This window comes from Pseudomonas sp. Lb2C2 (assembly GCF_052112205.1).
Classification (GTDB): domain Bacteria; phylum Pseudomonadota; class Gammaproteobacteria; order Pseudomonadales; family Pseudomonadaceae; genus Aquipseudomonas; species Aquipseudomonas kilonensis.
On the sequence record NZ_JAUTYW010000004.1, the window covers coordinates 306,005 to 322,173 of the forward strand.

15 protein-coding genes are annotated in these 16,169 nt (G+C 53.9%); 13 read left to right on the plus strand and 2 right to left on the minus strand.

The features are described 5' to 3' along the window. Positions 1-39: 39 nt before the first annotated feature. Complete coding sequence (gcl, locus tag Q7F16_RS13425; protein WP_409556264.1) at positions 40-1,815, minus strand: glyoxylate carboligase; 1,776 nt, start codon at positions 1,813-1,815, stop codon at positions 40-42. Positions 1,816-1,927: 112 nt separating this feature from the next. Between gcl and Q7F16_RS13430 the strand changes: the two genes are divergently transcribed. Together Q7F16_RS13430 and Q7F16_RS13435 are read left to right on the plus strand one after the other, a co-directional pair. Continuing rightward, positions 1,928-2,827 (plus strand): LysR family transcriptional regulator, encoded by a 900-nt coding sequence (locus Q7F16_RS13430; RefSeq protein ID WP_207962425.1) that lies wholly within the window; start codon positions 1,928-1,930, stop codon positions 2,825-2,827. Positions 2,828-3,196: 369 nt separating this feature from the next. Then, positions 3,197-4,663 (plus strand): APC family permease, encoded by a 1,467-nt coding sequence (locus Q7F16_RS13435; protein ID WP_310360383.1) that lies wholly within the window; start codon positions 3,197-3,199, stop codon positions 4,661-4,663. A gap of 66 nt (positions 4,664-4,729) precedes the next feature. Here Q7F16_RS13435 and Q7F16_RS13440 read toward each other — a convergent pair whose 3' ends face one another. After that, on the minus strand, positions 4,730-5,623 hold the full coding sequence (locus tag Q7F16_RS13440; protein WP_207962429.1) for a LysR family transcriptional regulator: 894 nt from the start codon (positions 5,621-5,623) through the stop codon (positions 4,730-4,732). 324 nt (positions 5,624-5,947) lie between these two features. Between Q7F16_RS13440 and Q7F16_RS13445 the strand changes: the two genes are divergently transcribed. The 11 genes from Q7F16_RS13445 (at position 5,948) to Q7F16_RS13495 (ending at position 16,139) form a co-directional block, all read left to right on the plus strand. Then, positions 5,948-6,919, plus strand: a complete 972-nt coding sequence (locus tag Q7F16_RS13445) for a thiamine pyrophosphate-dependent dehydrogenase E1 component subunit alpha (protein ID WP_225936062.1) — start codon at positions 5,948-5,950, stop codon at positions 6,917-6,919. Positions 6,920-6,930: 11 nt separating this feature from the next. After that, positions 6,931-7,932, plus strand: a complete 1,002-nt coding sequence (locus Q7F16_RS13450; protein ID WP_046061912.1) for an alpha-ketoacid dehydrogenase subunit beta — start codon at positions 6,931-6,933, stop codon at positions 7,930-7,932. An 11-nt stretch (positions 7,933-7,943) separates the two neighbouring features. Further along, the gene (locus Q7F16_RS13455; RefSeq protein WP_409556265.1) at positions 7,944-9,065 is read left to right on the plus strand and encodes an acetoin dehydrogenase dihydrolipoyllysine-residue acetyltransferase subunit; all 1,122 of its coding nucleotides are present in this window, start codon (positions 7,944-7,946) and stop codon (positions 9,063-9,065) included. A gap of 79 nt (positions 9,066-9,144) precedes the next feature. Beyond that, on the plus strand, positions 9,145-9,900 hold the full coding sequence (locus Q7F16_RS13460) for an SDR family NAD(P)-dependent oxidoreductase (RefSeq protein WP_046061910.1): 756 nt from the start codon (positions 9,145-9,147) through the stop codon (positions 9,898-9,900). Between the two features lie 15 nt (positions 9,901-9,915). Next, positions 9,916-10,329, plus strand: coding sequence for a GlcG/HbpS family heme-binding protein (locus tag Q7F16_RS13465; RefSeq protein WP_046061909.1), 414 nt, complete (start codon positions 9,916-9,918; stop codon positions 10,327-10,329). A 38-nt stretch (positions 10,330-10,367) separates the two neighbouring features. Beyond that, on the plus strand, positions 10,368-11,171 hold the full coding sequence (locus Q7F16_RS13470) for a putative hydro-lyase (RefSeq protein WP_200899316.1): 804 nt from the start codon (positions 10,368-10,370) through the stop codon (positions 11,169-11,171). 45 nt (positions 11,172-11,216) lie between these two features. Next, the gene (locus Q7F16_RS13475) at positions 11,217-11,666 is read left to right on the plus strand and encodes an OsmC family protein (RefSeq protein ID WP_409556266.1); all 450 of its coding nucleotides are present in this window, start codon (positions 11,217-11,219) and stop codon (positions 11,664-11,666) included. 34 nt (positions 11,667-11,700) lie between these two features. Beyond that, positions 11,701-11,994 carry a putative quinol monooxygenase gene (locus Q7F16_RS13480; protein WP_310360363.1) on the plus strand — a complete coding sequence of 98 codons (294 nt, stop codon included), beginning with the start codon at positions 11,701-11,703 and terminating at the stop codon, positions 11,992-11,994. Between the two features lie 53 nt (positions 11,995-12,047). Further along, complete coding sequence (locus tag Q7F16_RS13485) at positions 12,048-12,833, plus strand: LamB/YcsF family protein (protein ID WP_409556267.1); 786 nt, start codon at positions 12,048-12,050, stop codon at positions 12,831-12,833. A 4-nt stretch (positions 12,834-12,837) separates the two neighbouring features. Beyond that, complete coding sequence (locus Q7F16_RS13490; protein WP_409556381.1) at positions 12,838-14,424, plus strand: 5-oxoprolinase/urea amidolyase family protein; 1,587 nt, start codon at positions 12,838-12,840, stop codon at positions 14,422-14,424. Then, positions 14,424-16,139: an acetyl/propionyl/methylcrotonyl-CoA carboxylase subunit alpha gene (locus tag Q7F16_RS13495; protein WP_217859839.1), complete on the plus strand. Its 1,716-nt coding sequence runs from the start codon at positions 14,424-14,426 to the stop codon at positions 16,137-16,139. Before Q7F16_RS13490 ends, Q7F16_RS13495 begins: the two co-directional genes overlap by 1 nt. Positions 16,140-16,169: the final 30 nt, after the last annotated feature.

Genomic DNA, 16,169 nt, shown 5'->3' on the forward strand with positions numbered 1-16,169 from the left:
TCCCATAAATTTGCAAGCCCCCGTGGGAGCAATCAATTGTTAGTCCAGCAATGAAGTGGCCGTCGGTGCATCGTTGCCGACCAGCGCCAATTCTTCGAATTCATTGACGGCGTTGATCTCGGTGCCCATGGAAATGTTGGTCACTCGCTCCAGAATAATCTCGACGACCACCGGAACTTTGAACTCTTCGATCATCCGCTCGGCTTTGCGAAGAGCAGGGGCAATTTCAGACGGTTCGAACACACGTATAGCCTTGCAGCCAAGGCCCTCGGCCACAGCGATGTGGTCTACGCCATAACCGTTGAGTTCCGGGGCGTTGAGGTTGTCGAAGGACAGTTGCACACAGTAATCCATGTCGAACCCGCGCTGGGCCTGGCGAATCAGGCCCAGGTAGGAATTGTTCACCACCACATGGATGTAGGGCAGCTTGAACTGCGCCCCCACCGCCAGCTCTTCGATCATGAACTGGAAGTCATAGTCACCCGACAGCGCCACGACCTTGCGGCTTGGATCGGCCTTGACCACCCCCAGCGCGGCCGGAATGGTCCAGCCCAAGGGGCCGGCCTGGCCGCAGTTGATCCAGTGGCGCGGCTTGTAGACATGGAGGAACTGCGCCCCGGCGATCTGGGACAGGCCAATGGTGCTGACGTAGCAGGTGTCCTTGCCGAATACCTGGTTCATTTCTTCGTACACACGCTGTGGCTTGACCGGCACGTTGTCGAAGTGCGTCTTGCGTTGCAGGCTGGCCTTGCGCTGCTGGCAGTCTTGCAACCAGGCGTCGCGGTTTTTCAGCTTGCCGGCGGCTTGCCATTCACGGGCCACTTCGATGAACACCGTCAGGGCCGAGGCGGCATCGGAAACGATGCCCAGGTCGGGAGTGAACACGCGGCCGATCTGGGTCGGCTCGATGTCCACGTGAATGAACGTACGGCCTTCGGTATAGACATCCACCGAACCGGTGTGACGGTTGGCCCAGCGGTTGCCGACGCCCAGCACCACGTCCGACTTGAGCAAGGTTGCGTTGCCATAGCGATGGGAGGTTTGCAGGCCGACCATGCCGACCATCAGCGGATGATCGTCGGGAATGGTGCCCCAGCCCATCAAGGTGGGAATGACCGGGATGCCGGTCAGTTCGGCGAACTCCACCAGCAGTTCGCTGGCATCGGCGTTGATGATGCCGCCACCGGCCACCAGCAATGGACGCTCAGCCTGATTGAGCATCGCCAGGGCTTTCTCGATCTGCACGCGGTTGGCCGCGGGTTTGGCTAATGGCAATGGCTGGTAGGCATCGATGTCGAATTCGATCTCGGCCACCTGCACGTCAAACGGCAGGTCTATCAGGACTGGTCCAGGGCGACCGGAGCGCATTTCATAGAAGGCTTTTTGAAACGCGTACGGCACCTGACCTGGCTCCATGACGGTCGTCGCCCATTTAGTCACTGGTTTGACGATGGCGGTGATGTCGACGGCCTGGAAGTCTTCCTTGTGCATACGAGCGCGGGGGGCTTGCCCAGTGATGCAGAGGATCGGAATTGAGTCGGCCGACGCGCTGTAAAGGCCAGTGACCATGTCGGTCCCAGCAGGGCCGGAGGTGCCGATGCACACGCCAATGTTGCCGGCCTTGGCGCGGGTATAACCCTCCGCCATGTGCGAAGCGCCTTCCACGTGACGAGCGAGGACGTGATCAATACCACCGTTTCTCTGCAAGGCGGAGTACAGCGGGTTGATCGCGGCACCCGGGATGCCGAAAGCGGTGTCCACACCTTCACGGCGCATCACCAAAACGGCTGCATCTATTGCTCTTATTTTTGCCATGGTGTAGTCCTAGGGCCGAACCCATATCTTTTGTAGAGGTCTGCAGTTTGGATTAGCTTTTTAAGGCGATGAACCCCCAAATAATGCTTTCTGTCGATATAAAAGGTATCGAATGGCTCGTTACACAGAACTCCACAGCTTCATTCAAATTGCTCAAAAGGGCAGCTTTGCAGCCGCGGCGCTCAGTGAAGGGGTAACGCCTGCTATGTTGGGACGGAGACTGGACTCTCTAGAGAGACGTCTGGGTGTGAAGTTGATGCATCGTTCAACCCGTGGGCTGCACCTGACCGAATTGGGTGAGCAATTGCTTGAGAGAGCGAGGTCGCTGATACGGGAATTTGATGATATTGAGGCGGACATCAGCAGCAGTGCGAAACGGGTTACCGGAAACTTACTTTTGTCCGCGCCAGCTGGGTTTGGACGCTTGCACGTTGCGCCACATGCTTTGGCTTTTCACCGTCAGTTCCCGCACCTGAAGCTGTCTTTCAATCTCACTGACAGCCTGGTGGATTTGGTGGGGGAGGGTTATGACATGAGTATTAGGATCGGTCCGGTGACAGATCCAAACTATGTTGCCATTAAATTGTTCTCTAATCGGCGGGTCGTGTGCGGGACGCCTGCGTATTTCAAGGCGCATGGAACGCCGACAACACTAGAGGAGTTAGCTGGACACAACTGCCTGGCGTTTACTTCCCAAGGCGGTCAGCAGCGGGGATGGACCTTTCAGCAAGACGGCAGAGCTGTGGCCATACGCGTCGGCGGCAATCTAGCCTGCAACGATGGAGAACTGCTCTTTGCATGGATGCGCCAAGGAGTAGGGATTGGATGGCGATCTACGTGGGAGATCCAGAGAGAGCTCATGAGCGGGGAGCTCGTTACGGTACTCGATGACTTCGCCCTTCCTAATTATGACATCCAGGCCGTATACCCACAGCAACGATACTTACCTGCCAAGGTACGACACTTTATCGATTTTCTAAAAGCCGTTTACCAGCAACCTGGATACTGGTAGCGATTCGCTCTGGAATGCACCTGTTTTAAGCGCGTTATGACGGATTTACCGCTAAAAATGTCGCTCCACTGCGCCGTTCCGGCGCCTGGTCAGGGTGATAGCTTTTTATGATCAGATTCAATCGGCAATAAGAATTTGACGTTATCGGTGCCGAGAGCAACGATTGCCACAGCGCGATGAGCACGCTCCATACGATGTCGGAAGGATCCTGAACGAACGTTCTGAGAAACGAAAGGAAGAACGGACATTCAGAGTTGTGTGCATTAAGCCGAGTATCCCTACAACAAAAAAAGTGGCGTATAGCCGACCGTAATACTTGAATCTGTCTATTACGTTAGTTGTACGCATACAATTCGAAGGAGAAAGGAAATGGCAGTTAGTTTAGAGGCTGAAAGCGTGGCGAGTGTCAAGAGTGCGCCGATCAAGCTATCAGGGAGTATGGGTGCGCTCAGTTTAGCCATGACGGTTCTGGCATTTTCGGCGCCTTTGACGACAGTGGCAGGGTATATCCCTGTTTCTCTGATGTTCGGTGGTATCGCATCGCCGTTGCTCTTTATAATCGTCGGTATAATGATGTTGCTGTTCGGTATCGGTTACGTGACTTTGAATAACGCGGTCAAGCGACCGGGTGATTTCTACGCCTTCATCAGCTATGGCTTGGGCAAATCGGCAGGCTTGGGTTCTGGCATCGCCGCAGCCTTGTCCTATTTCATGCTGCTGGCGGGCGTCACTTCCTATTTCGGCGTTTCTTGTGCCGAACTCCAAAAAAGCCTAACCGGTACCGCGTTGCCCTGGTACGTGTTTACTTTGGGATGCTGGGCCGCTGTTGGTATTCTTGGTTATTTGCATGTGGAGCTTTCGGCCAAGGTGCTCTTCTGGGTGATGCTGACTGAAATTGTCATTTGCCTCGCGTTCGCTTTTGGTGTGCTCCAGGCAGGCGGCAATGGAGAGCTCGCCGCCGGTGCTCCGTTCACGCCGGGAGAGTTGACGAAAGAAGGGGTGAATATTCCCTTCGCAATGTTGTTTGCGGTCTCTTTCTTCATGGGGTTCGAGGCGACGGCACTGTTTCGTGACGAATGCAAAAATCCGGATATCACCATACCTCGTGCCACCTACGGCTCGATCATCTTCATTGGGATTCTTTACACGCTTTGCGCGTATGCGATGATCATGGCGTACGGTCACACGGCGCAGGCTGTGGCGACCGACAGTCCTGCGACTATGTTCCCCAATGCTTTCGGTCTTTTCGTCGATAACCGTGTCCAGGTAATCATCACTATCTTGGTGCTGAGCTCGGCATTTGCTGCGAGTCTGTCGACGCACAATGTTCTCTCGCGCTATCTATTTAATCTGGGAACAGACGGTGCTATCCCACGCTTTTTCAGTAACATCCATACTCGGCACTCGTCCCCGTTCGCAGCGTCCATGGCGGTGTCGCTCATGGTGCTGGCCATTCTGATCCCGTTCATCGTGATGAATGTGCGGCCAGAATTTTTGTATGGTCAGCTCTCTGGATTAGGGACCTCCGGGGTCATCATCCTGATGACTATCGTCAACCTGTCCGCTTTGACTTGGTACGTACGTCGTGGCAAGCAAGAGGGCGCAAGTTTTCTCAAAGCATTCCTGGCTCCGGCAATATCCACGATTTTCTTCGTCTCGCTGGTCGGTTTAGTGGCGTACCACTTCCACTTGCTGGTAGGCGGCGAGCCGGGCGAGCGGCGTTGGATGCTGTATTGCCTGATTGGAGTTCTGTTTGCCGGCATGGGGCTAGCTCAGTTTTACAAGTTCAAGCGCCCAGAAGTATTCGCGCGATTGGGGCGTGCTCATCACTCTTAACATTGGGAAGCGTTGAAATGAGAAACGGGGCCTTGGCCCCGTTTCGCATTTCAGCATTCACTGCTTTCAGATGCGCCAGTAATCGGCGGCAACCTTCTGTGCGAGCTGAGCGACGATACGGTTTAGTGGCATATCGGGTCGCTCGATAAAGCTCGCTGTAAATGACATGACTGGCATCTCATGTGGAGTATTGACGATTTCAAGTTTTCCACTTGCGAGCTCTTCAGCAACGACGTGCTGAGGAATAGCAGCGATACCAATGCCGTCGAGTGTCATGCGCACGATTGATGACAGGGAGGAATTGGCGAAAATTTTTGTTCGGTGCAGATTCTCTCGTTCAAACATTTCCTTGAGTTGCCAATAAGGTCGGGTGACTCGGGCATAGGTAATGATTGGGAATTCAGCTAATACTGCCAGGCTGGGGGTGTCGGTACCAATATCTAGCTCTTTAGATTTGATCCAAGTGATCGGGTATTGGCACAGCGGTAGATTTTCCGCATTGCCTATGTTCACAGGGCCCATCAGCAGCGCAACATCGAGGCTAAAGTCTGCCAGGCCCGCCGTCATGTTGGTTGTGCTGTCCACCACTATCTCTAGAGTTATTTCCGGATACTCACGGTTTAAATGCTTGAGCAGATCGGAAAGCCATGCGTGCACGATGGTGTCAGAGGCGCCTAGGCTTACGGTGCCTCGAAGCCCTCCATGACCGGCAACTGCCTCGATCATCTCGTTTTCAAGCGCAAACATTCGTTCCGCATAGGTCAGCAATTCCCGGCCTTGGGGCGTAAGAAAACATCCTCGTTTGTCTCGCTCCAGAAGCCGGCATTTCAGATGGCGCTCGAGCTGCGCGATACGCGCTGACACCGCTGGCTGAGAGGTGTGAAGCTTCTCCGCCGCCTTGTGAAATCCTCCTTGTTGAGCGACCGCATAAAACGTCTGAAGGCTTCTCAAGTCGATCATTCAGTGTCTCTCTATCATGGTTCGTCAGCTTGTTGTCTCGCCAGATGGCGTCCTAGACAGGTTACCGCAGCAAACTAAATGGTGAATCTTTTTTCAAGATCTCCCACTCAAGCGGAAAAGTCGAATGATTTGATAAGCGGACGTTATCTCAAGCAATCCGCAATCACAATTGGACGTTATCAGTGCTGCGCGCGACGATGGGTTCACAGGTTTTGGTTCCCGCCGCGTCCATGGGAAGCTGATGTCGAGTGTATGGTGTAGGCCAAAGCTCTATTTGCTACTTACAAAAAATCCGAAAGCAAAGTTCGAATGAGGAGAAGTGGAATGTTCTCGCAACATTTATCACGTGAACGGTTGCTCGAAGCCTATCGGGCCATGCAGACCATCCGCGTTTTCGAAGAGCGCATCATGATTGAGATGGGGACCGGTGATATCCCTGGGAACACCCACTTGTACGCTGGTCAGGAAGCAAGTGCGGTGGGCGTGTGCATGCATTTGTCTGACGAGGACTATATCTCTTCCACCCACCGTGGACACGGCCACTGTATTGCAAAGGGCTGTGACATCGTCGGTATGATGGCTGAAATTTTCGGCAAGGCCACTGGCACTTGTGGTGGTAAAGGCGGTTCGCAACATATTGCTGATCTGCGCAAAGGGATGCTCGGTGCCAACGGCATTGTTGCGGGTGGTGCACCGATCACCTGTGGCGCAGCGCTGACTGCCAAGCTAACGGGGACCAAGCATGTTGCCATAGCATTCGCCGGCGACGGTGCGATGAACGAGGGAGCCATGGCAGAAAGCCTCAACTTGGCAAAAATCTGGATGCTCCCAATGGTGTTCGTCATTGAAGACAATGGTTTTGGCGAAGCGACCGCAAATGAATTCGTGTCGGCCGGTACTTTTACCGGGCGAGCTGCTGGTTACGGTATCCCTGCCGCAGAAGTAGATGGCACTGATCTGTTCAAGGTCTATAGCGTCGCCGGTGAGGCGATTGAGCGTGCCCGTAATGGTGGCGGTCCGAGTCTGATTCATGTTCATGTCCCTCGTTATTACGGCCACTACAGTGGTGATCCGGACAGTTACCGCACCCCCGAAGAAAAGAAAGCCATGCGCCTCGAACAAGATTGCCTGACCAAGTTCCGTGCCGCGGTCGAATCGCAGTCCCTACAGGATGCACTGAAAGCCATCGATGAGGAGATCGAGCAAGCAGTGAATGAAGCAGTTTCTGCTGCTCGCGCCGCGCCGCTTCCTCCGCTTTCGGCACTCACCTCTGACGTCTACGTCAAGTACCTGTAAGGAGCTTCGTAATGGCTAAAATTTCTTATCGTCAGGCTCTCAACGATGCCCTTCACTTGGAAATGGCACGCGATCCGAAAGTAATCATGATGGGCGAGGATCTGACCGGTGGTGCCGGTGCCAATGGTGTTAAAGACGCGTGGGGCGGTCCTTTTGGCGTAACGCGCGGGCTATTGGGGGCTTTCGGTCCGGAACGAGTGCGCGATACACCGATCAGCGAAACAGCATTCGTTGGTGCGGCTGCGGGTGCTGCGCTCACCGGCATGCGTCCGATTGCCGAGCTGATGTTTGTAGACTTTGCAGGTGTGTGTCTCGATCAAATCGTCAATCAGATCGCGAAGTTTCGGTACATGTTTGGTGGTCACGCACGTACCCCTCTGGTGATTCGGGCAACGTTTGGGGCGGGCACCCGTTCGGCAGCTCAACATACCCAGGCCTTCTACCCAGTGTTCACGCACTTCCCCGGTTTGAAAGTGGTGATTCCATCGAACCCTTACGATGCCAAAGGGCTTTTGTTGCAGGCGATCCGCGATGATGATCCGGTTATTTTCCTGGAGCACAAAATGCTTTACGACATGGTTGGTGAAGTGCCGGATGGCGCTTACACCGTCCCGTTTGGTGAGGCCCGGGTAGTTCGCGATGGGAATGACGTGCTGTTAATTGCCTTTGGCAGAATGGTTCAAGTCGCTGAAGAAGCTGCTCGCAAACTCGCATCGGAAGGTGTGTCTGCTTGTGTGATTGACCCTCGGACCACCTCGCCGCTAGATGAAGACACTCTGCTGGAGTTCACCGAAGAGATCGGCCGCGTCGTCATCATTGATGAGGCTAATCCGCGCTGTGGCATGGCGGCGGATATCTCGGCCCTGCTTGCCGACAAATGTTTCCACGCCCTGAAGGCGCCTATCAAGATGGTAACGGCTCCTCACTCGCCGGTCCCTTACGCGCCGAACTTGGAAGATGCCTATGTTCCTAATGCCGACGCTGTGATCAAAGCGGTCAAGTCCATCATTTAGAGGTTGGGTCTATGTCTATCGAAGCAATCACCATTCCCAAGTGGGGAATGACCATGACCGAAGGGTTGTTGGCTGAGTGGATGGTAGCGGTCGGTGATCGGATCGAGCGCGGTCAAGAAATTATGGAGGTCGAGTCGACCAAGACTACCAATGCGGTGGAGTCTCCAGTCAGCGGCACATTGCGCAGGATTGTGGTGCCCGAGGGAGATACCGCCCCGGTAGGCGCATTGGTGGCTGTTGTCGCAGACGACAGCGCCACTGATGAAGACATTGATGCTTTCATTGCTCAGTTTGCGAGCTCGATCAAGCAGGATGCTGACGAAGAGTCTGGCGCAGTTGCGGCAAAGAAAATCGATGTCGGCGACGGTACGGTCATCAACGCATTGGTCATCGGGCCCGAAAGCGAAAACACGGTGGTTTTGCTTCACGGTTTTGGTGGTGATCTGTCCACGTGGATGTTCAACCAGGACGCGCTCGCCAAAGATTTTCGCGTATTGGCGTTGGATCTTCCCGGTCATGGCGCATCGACGCCCATTAGCGGGGGGGATGTGCTGGGTTCCTTGACCGACGCGGTCGAGAAAGCGATCGATAGCCTGGCTAAAGGCAAGCTCCATCTAGTAGCACATTCCTTCGGCGGGGCTGTTGCTGCTGCCTTGACTGAGCGCAAGGGCGAAGCTGTCGCGTCGCTTAGCCTTCTAGCGCCTATTGGCCTGAGTACCTCCATTAATAAACTATTCCTTGATGATTTCGTCACCGCTGAGCGACGCCGTCCGCTGAAGGAAGTATTGGAGCGACTGTTCGCCGATCCGTCGAAAATTAGCAATGACATGGTCGAGGCGACCCTGCAGTTCAAGCGACTGGAAGGTGTTCCTGCGGCCCTCGGAGCAATTAAAGACGTAATTGCCAACGAACAAGGGCAAGTGCAATCGATTACGGCGACGTTGAGTAAGTTCAGAGGTCCCGTGCTGCTGATTTGGGGTGAACGCGACGAGATTGTGCCAATGCCAACGGAATCTGAAGTTCCACAAAACGTCATACTTAATATACTGCCGAGCGTAGGCCATATGCCTCAAATGGAATCGACCGCAGAGGTTAATCGGCTGCTTATTGAAAATATCGCAAAAGCAAAGTAACGCTTACTTCTGATCTGGCGCCTCGATGTTGGAGGCGCCAGAAAAATTTGAATATGTAATTTTCGTATAGGCGGATAAAATGGCCAATCGATTGAAGGGTAAGTGCGTCCTTTTGACGGGGGGAGTTGCCAACATAGGATTGGCAATCCTGGACTCTTTTGTTGCCGAAGGCGCCACTGTAGCGGTGGTTGATATTGACGAAAAACGCGGCATGGAAATACAAAGTCGTCACCCGAGATCAGTTAAGTTTTTCCGGGCGGACCTTTCGCGCGAGAGCGAAATCCGCGAAGTCGTAAATAACGCCGCAGGTTGGCTTGGTGGTATAAATACTTTGTGTCTGAATGCTGGCGTTCAGTTATCCGGTAATATTGAAGATTTTGCTATGGAAGCTTGGGATAAAGTATTTGCCATCAACGTGAGGGCTAATTTCGTATTTATTCAAGAATCCTTGCCTTATTTGCGCGAAGCAACAAACTCATCTGTCGTGTTGATGTCTTCATTGGCTGGCAAACGAGGAGGGCCAGGTCTGAGTTGTTATTCTGCATCAAAGGCAGCAATTATTGGGCTTACTAATTCGCTGGCCATTGAGCTGGCTAAAGACGGCGTGCGGGTTAACGCCGTATGCCCAGGATGGATTGATACGCCGTTCAATCAGCCAATCATCGACTTCATGGGCGGTAAGAGCAAACAGGATTCGGTCGTTCAAGCGAACATTCCATTGGGACGTCAAGCGACCCCAAATGAGGTGGCGCCCCTATTTGTATATCTGGCGTCCGACGAATCCTCTTACGTCACCGCACAGGCAATCAATGTGTGTGGCGGCGCTTATAACTGATATGAGGTAGGTGTCATGGCGAAAAAAATTACGCATGAGACAGCACTTCTTGGTTTGACTGCTGGCATACGAAAAGCGAAAGAGCTGAATCAGCGCTCAACGCTCTCGGTGGTCGACGAAGGAGGTCATCTAATCGCCTCGATCCGTGTGGACGATGCTGCATTTGGCACCATTGAAATTGCACAGAACAAAGCCTATACGGCTGCAGCATTTCGACAGCCCACGGCTGCATGGATGGATGTTGTACAGCCGGGAGCTGCGTTGTACGGGCTTGAACGTTCATGCTCTCGTCCGTTTGTGGTGTTCGGCGGTGGATTTCCAGTCTTTGACGGCGACTCAGTCATCGGTGGTGTGGGTGTTTCCGGCGGCCCTGTAGAGGCCGACGAAGCGATTGCAAATGTGATCGTTTCGGCAATCCAAGAAAAATAGATATGCATACCTTGATACTGCCGAACAGGTGACAGTCGATGGAACCGATTAAAGCGATGCAAACGAAGTCAGCGCAGGAAGTCCGTCAAATGATTCGGGACGGGCAGTTACGTGGCCCAACGAGCGGTTACGCTGACGGCTACATGCAGGCAAACCTAATGATTTTGCCAGCTCAATATGCAGCTGATTTCAAAGGGTTTTGTGACAAGAATCCCAAGAGCTGCCCGCTGGTAGCCATGGGGAGGCCTGGAGACCCTTCTTTACCTTTAGCGGGCGACATCGACATCAGGACTGATGTGGCACGTTATCGTGTATATCGGCAGGGGGTTCATATCGACACGGTGGATAACCTGCTGAGTATCTGGAGAGATGATCTCGTCATCTTCGCGCTCGGCTGCTCTTTCTCATTCGAAAACGCTATTTTGAATGCGGGTATTGAGATCAGGCATATCACGGCCAAGCGCAACGTTCCCATGTACAAGACGAATTTACCAACGGTGCAGAACGGGCCGTTCAAAGGGAACATGGTCGTATCCATGCGAGCCTTTAGCCCAAGCGATCTGGTTCAAGCTATTTTGCTGTCGTCGCGTTTCCCACTCGCGCACGGTGCCCCGGTGCACATTGGTAATCCTGAAGAAATCGGTATCAAAGACATCTATCAGCCTGACTTCGGTGACGTTCCGGTTATTCAGGAAGGCGACATTCTCGGTTTTTGGGCATGTGGAGTCACCCCGCAAATGGCTATCCAACAAGCTAATGTGGACATCGCCATTACCCACGAGCCTGGTTACATGTTGGTAACCGATTTACCCGCTGATGCTAACGAGTTGTCAGTGGCTTGATATTCAGTTTTGTGCGTTCACAGAAACTAAGTTCAAGGAGGCTGAATGTCTGAGCATGTTGTGGATCTGGAGTGGAGTGCTGCGGCGCACTCGACCAAGCCGGAAACCTATAGTCGCGACCTGATAGTTCACGTCAGTCCAGAGGTGAAGATCATGGCCTCAGCGGCTGTGGACTACTTGGGTTCGGCGGAGAAAGCCGATCCCGAGCAACTCTTGGTCAGTGCCCTCGCGAGTTGCCATATGTTGTATTTCCTTGCACTCGCAGAAGGCCAGGGATACGCCGTCAGTACCTATGCGGATAACGCAGTGGGCATGGTCGACAAGTGCGATGAAGGTGGCTTTTGGGTATCGGAAATTACCCTCAATCCAAAGGTCCAGTTCAGCTCGGACAAGCAACCTGATGCGCGCGCTCTTGAGCGACTGCATCATCGCGCGCACAAGGGATGTTTTATTGCCAACTCGATCAAGACCAAAGTTTCGGTGCGAGTCGGTTAAATCGATAGTGATTAATAAAGTGAAGAGGTGACGTATGAGCAATAAGTTGGTTGTGGTTGCAACGGTTACAGCTCAGCCGGGTAAAGAGGTCGAGCTAAAGGCGGCGCTGCAGACGCTGGTACCAGTCGCCAAGACCGAGAAGGGGTTCGTGCAATATGACCTGCATGTCTCCAATGAAAATGCAGGTGAGTTTCTGTTCTACGAAATTTGGGATGACGAGGCAGCGTTGCAACTGCATTCGAGCAGCGATTTTTCGAAGGCCTTCGGTGAGAAATATGGCCATTTGATCAAGGCGTCGACCCTGACCAAATACACGCGCGTTTCTTAAGTTGCTGCGAATAGATGCCCGTGTTTTATGACGAATGTTGAGACATAAACAATATGGTTAGTATCGACCTCAACAGCGACCTTGGTGAGAGCTTCGGCCCATGGCCGATGGGTGATGATTCAGCGATGCTGGATCTGGTATCCAGTGCCAACATCGCCTGCGGATTCCACGCAGGAGACCCAGCAGGCATCTTGTCTGTAATTAGGGAGGCAATGTCTCGCCGTGTCGTCATTGGAGCCCATGTAGGCTACCGTGATCTCGTCGGCTTCGGTCGCCGGGCAATGGAGCCTTCTAGCGCCGAGCTGATTGGGGATGTGATTTACCAGATTGGTGCGCTTCAAGGTTTAGCCAAAGCGGCGGGCACTTCCATCCACTACGTGAAACCCCATGGTGCGCTTTACAACACAATCGCCAACGATGCTCGACAGGCTTCGGATGTAATTGCAGCGATCAAGGCAATCGATCCTGAGCTTACCTTGCTGGCGTTGGCAGGGGCGCCGATTGTTCAACAGGCACGTCAAGCAGGACTTCGAGTGGTCTGCGAGGCATTCGCCGATCGGGCTTACAGCGCCGACGGCTCGTTGGTGAATCGGCGACTCCCAGGTGCCGTAATTCACGATCCTGAAGTGATCGCAAAACGCATGCTGCGACTCGTAAAGGACCGAGTCATTGAGTCAATTGACGGCGAAGAAATTACTATTGAGGCCGACTCGATCTGCATCCACGGAGACAATGCGACTTCTGTTGCGACGGCCCGTGTGTTGAAAGAAGCGTTCATTGCCAATGGCGTTCATGTCGCCAGTTTCATTCCTGGAGTGAACGGAGGTGGGCGTGAGTGATTTCCTGCAGTTCCGGCGAGCCGGATGTACAGGAGTGCTGATTGAGTTGCCAGATTTAGACACTACTCTGGCAATGTTCGAGGCTATTGTTGCTGCGGTTTTCGAGGGGATAGAGGAGATAATTCCCGGCGCCCGGACGTTACTTGTTCGTTTCGATCCACTGGTCATAAGCCATGACGACCTGGTCAGGTTGATCAGTGGCGTTGAGTTGGATCGCCGAGCCCAGTCTGTAGGGCAGTTGATCGAAATTCCGGTCATTTATGATGGCGAAGACTTGGAATTTGTAGCGTCTCACCTGGGCTGGACTGTGGAGGAACTGATACGCCGCCACAGCGCCGCCACGTTCACCGTCGCTTTTACTGGATTCGCGCCAGGTTTTGCTTACATGACCTGTGACGACGATCAGTTGGATGTACCGCGTCGGAATAGCCCGCGAGTGCGAATTCCTGCCGGCTCTGTTGCGGTTGCAGGACCATTTTGCGGTGTTTACCCCACAGACAGTCCGGGCGGCTGGCAGTTGCTTGGCACGACTCCCTCTATGATGTGGGATTTGAACCGTGAGCGCGCCGCATTGCTGGCGCCGGGTGATCGGGTTCGCTTTCGCGAGGTCAGGAAAGGAGATTGCATTTCCGCAGAAGCTGCGGCGCAGGCATTTTCTAAACCGCGACCCAAAGGCTCCGTCGGTTTGCAAATTATTTCCACGGATCGTCCGGCCCTCTATCAAGATGCAGGACGACCAGGCTTAGGTAATCAGGGCGTCTCCGAATCCGGCGCCGCCGACCTTGCTGCTCTGCGTACTGCGAATGAGTTACTGGGTAATGTGCTTGACTCAGTCGCGGTCGAAATCACTTATGGCGGGTTCTCCCTGAAGGCAGGCGAGCCTGTAACTTGTGCCGTGACCGGCGCTGATGTACCCATTCGCATTGGGTCTGCACATGGACGCACCGTAGAAGTCTCCCCAGGTGTCGCTTTTGCTCTTGATGCTGGTGACCTTTTGACCCTTGGTGTGCCGCTCTCAGGCGTACGTAGCTACCTGGCAATACGGGGTGGGTTTGACGTGGATAGAGTGTTGGGATCAAGGTCCACCGACACACTGGCTAAATTGGGACCAGCACCAATCAAAGCAGGAGACATCCTGCTGCCTGCCAACGAGACTTGTGTTTCGATCTACCCATATCCTCTAGCTGGTACATCGCTCCCTTGTGGAAGCGACCTTATTACCATTGACGTTGTGATGGGGCCTCGTACTGATTGGTTCACGTCAGAATCCGTTTCGATCTTCTTCAGCCTGCCGTGGACGGCCACTGCCGAATCGAGTCGTGTAGGTATACGCCTGCAGGGGGCGCAAGCGCTGGTTCGTGCCCGGCAAGATGAACTGCCTTCCGAAGGCACCTGTGCTGGCTCAATCCAGGTTCCAGCAAGCGGTCAGCCCGTGTTGTTTCTAACCGATCACCCGCTTACGGGCGGCTATCCGGTAATAGCTGTGGTGGCTTCGCATCACCTGAGTCTGGCTGCGCAGATCCCTATTGGCTGCAAGATTCACTTCAACCCAATAGTGGATTTCCAGGTTATCGCTAAGGAACAAGAATAATGAAAAAATTATTGATCGCTAACCGCGGTGAAATCGCTATCCGTGTCATGCGTGCCGCTCGGGATTATGGTGTCGAGTCGGTGGCCATCTATTCCGACGCTGATGCTGAGTCGTTGCACGTCCAGCTTGCACAAGAGGCCTATGGGCTGGGTCCGGGCAAGCCGGGCGACACCTACCTAAATATTTCCAAGATCATTGACATTGCCAAGCGTGCCGGCGCTGATGCCGTTCATCCAGGCTATGGATTTCTCTCTGAGCGCGCCGAGTTCGCACAGGCCGTAATCGACGCGGGATTGATCTGGGTCGGACCTTCGCCTTCGGTGATTATGTCACTGGGGGACAAGGTCGAAGCCCGACGTATTGCACAAGCCGTCGGTGCTCCACTGGTCAAAGGTACTCCAGGTCCTTTGGCGAATGCCGCAGAAGCCATAGCCTTCGCCAAGGAAGCGGGTTTGCCGTTGGCGATTAAAGCTGCGTTTGGCGGCGGCGGTCGCGGAATGAAGGTTGCTCACAAGCTGGAAGAGGTGGGCGACCTGTTCAATTCCGCGGTGCGTGAGGCCGTAGAAGCATTTGGCCGTGGCGAATGCTATGCCGAACAATTTCTTGAGCGCCCACGACATATCGAAGCGCAAGTCATCGCCGATCAGCACGGCAATACAGTAGTTCTAGGGACACGCGATTGTTCTCTCCAGCGTCGTAATCAGAAGTTGGTAGAGGAAGCGCCTGCGCCATTCATCACTACTGATCAGAGTCATCGAATTCATGAGGCGGCCCGGGCGATCTGTGCGCATGCCGGCTACACCGGCGCAGGCACGGTCGAATTTCTTTTATCGCGGAATGGAACAATCTCATTTCTTGAAGTGAATACTCGGTTGCAGGTCGAACATCCTGTCACCGAAGAGACCACGGGCATAGACATCGTTGTTGAACAGTTGCGCATCGCTGACGGGTTGCCATTGTCGATTACCAAGGCGCCAGAATTGAGGGGCCACGCTTTTGAGTTTCGTATCAATGCTGAAGACCCGGGGAGGGGGTTCTTGCCGACGCCGGGGCGAATCAAACTGTTCCGTGCTCCGTCCGGGCCGGGGGTTCGCGTCGAATCGGGAGTTGAGACGGGCTCCGTTATTCCCGGCCTTTACGACTCAATGATGGCTAAGCTGATCATCACGGGGTCTACGCGCGAGCAAGCAATTGCTCGTGCGCGTCGTGCGCTAAAAGAATTCACCATTGAGGGTGTTGCGTCGGTGCTGCCATTTCATCGGGCGGTATTGGAAGAAGCCTGTTTCAATGGCGATGCTGAATTCGGCGTTTACACCAACTGGATTGAAACCGAATTCAACGGTGTGCCGCCGAGCCCACGAATCGAGGCAGTAAATTCCGACTTGCATCGGTGCTTCATCGAAATAGACGGCAAACGGCACGAGTTGGGTATTCCCTCTTCATTGTTCAGCGGAGTGCCCGTTCCTACTTCATCGGGTACGTCACCCGCTGCGGGCGCTGAGGGTGATGTTACTGCGCCGATTCCTGGCACTTTACAACAGTGGCTGGTTGATGACGGTGCGACTGTAAGAAAGGGTGATGGAGTCGCGCTGATCGAAGCGATGAAAATGGAAACGTTGGTTGTTGCAGCGAGCGATGGCGTCATTACACAGAAGGTTTCGGCGGGAACGATGGTCTCAATAGGTCAGCCTCTGGCGGCCATTGCTCTTTATTGAGATCGCCATGAATTGCTATGCGGTTTGTTG

What these genes read in the sequence shown, in the direction of transcription:
- gcl (WP_409556264.1), bottom strand. Translation starts at nt 1,815, where the DNA reads ATGGCAAAAATAAGAGCAATAGATGCAGCCGTTTTGGTGATGCGCCGT.
- Q7F16_RS13430 (WP_207962425.1), top strand. Translation starts at nt 1,928, where the DNA reads ATGGCTCGTTACACAGAACTCCACAGCTTCATTCAAATTGCTCAAAAG.
- Q7F16_RS13435 (WP_310360383.1), top strand. Translation starts at nt 3,197, where the DNA reads ATGGCAGTTAGTTTAGAGGCTGAAAGCGTGGCGAGTGTCAAGAGTGCG.
- Q7F16_RS13440 (WP_207962429.1), bottom strand. Translation starts at nt 5,623, where the DNA reads ATGATCGACTTGAGAAGCCTTCAGACGTTTTATGCGGTCGCTCAACAA.
- Q7F16_RS13445 (WP_225936062.1), top strand. Translation starts at nt 5,948, where the DNA reads ATGTTCTCGCAACATTTATCACGTGAACGGTTGCTCGAAGCCTATCGG.
- Q7F16_RS13450 (WP_046061912.1), top strand. Translation starts at nt 6,931, where the DNA reads ATGGCTAAAATTTCTTATCGTCAGGCTCTCAACGATGCCCTTCACTTG.
- Q7F16_RS13455 (WP_409556265.1), top strand. Translation starts at nt 7,944, where the DNA reads ATGTCTATCGAAGCAATCACCATTCCCAAGTGGGGAATGACCATGACC.
- Q7F16_RS13460 (WP_046061910.1), top strand. Translation starts at nt 9,145, where the DNA reads ATGGCCAATCGATTGAAGGGTAAGTGCGTCCTTTTGACGGGGGGAGTT.
- Q7F16_RS13465 (WP_046061909.1), top strand. Translation starts at nt 9,916, where the DNA reads ATGGCGAAAAAAATTACGCATGAGACAGCACTTCTTGGTTTGACTGCT.
- Q7F16_RS13470 (WP_200899316.1), top strand. Translation starts at nt 10,368, where the DNA reads ATGGAACCGATTAAAGCGATGCAAACGAAGTCAGCGCAGGAAGTCCGT.
- Q7F16_RS13475 (WP_409556266.1), top strand. Translation starts at nt 11,217, where the DNA reads ATGTCTGAGCATGTTGTGGATCTGGAGTGGAGTGCTGCGGCGCACTCG.
- Q7F16_RS13480 (WP_310360363.1), top strand. Translation starts at nt 11,701, where the DNA reads ATGAGCAATAAGTTGGTTGTGGTTGCAACGGTTACAGCTCAGCCGGGT.
- Q7F16_RS13485 (WP_409556267.1), top strand. Translation starts at nt 12,048, where the DNA reads ATGGTTAGTATCGACCTCAACAGCGACCTTGGTGAGAGCTTCGGCCCA.
- Q7F16_RS13495 (WP_217859839.1), top strand. Translation starts at nt 14,424, where the DNA reads ATGAAAAAATTATTGATCGCTAACCGCGGTGAAATCGCTATCCGTGTC.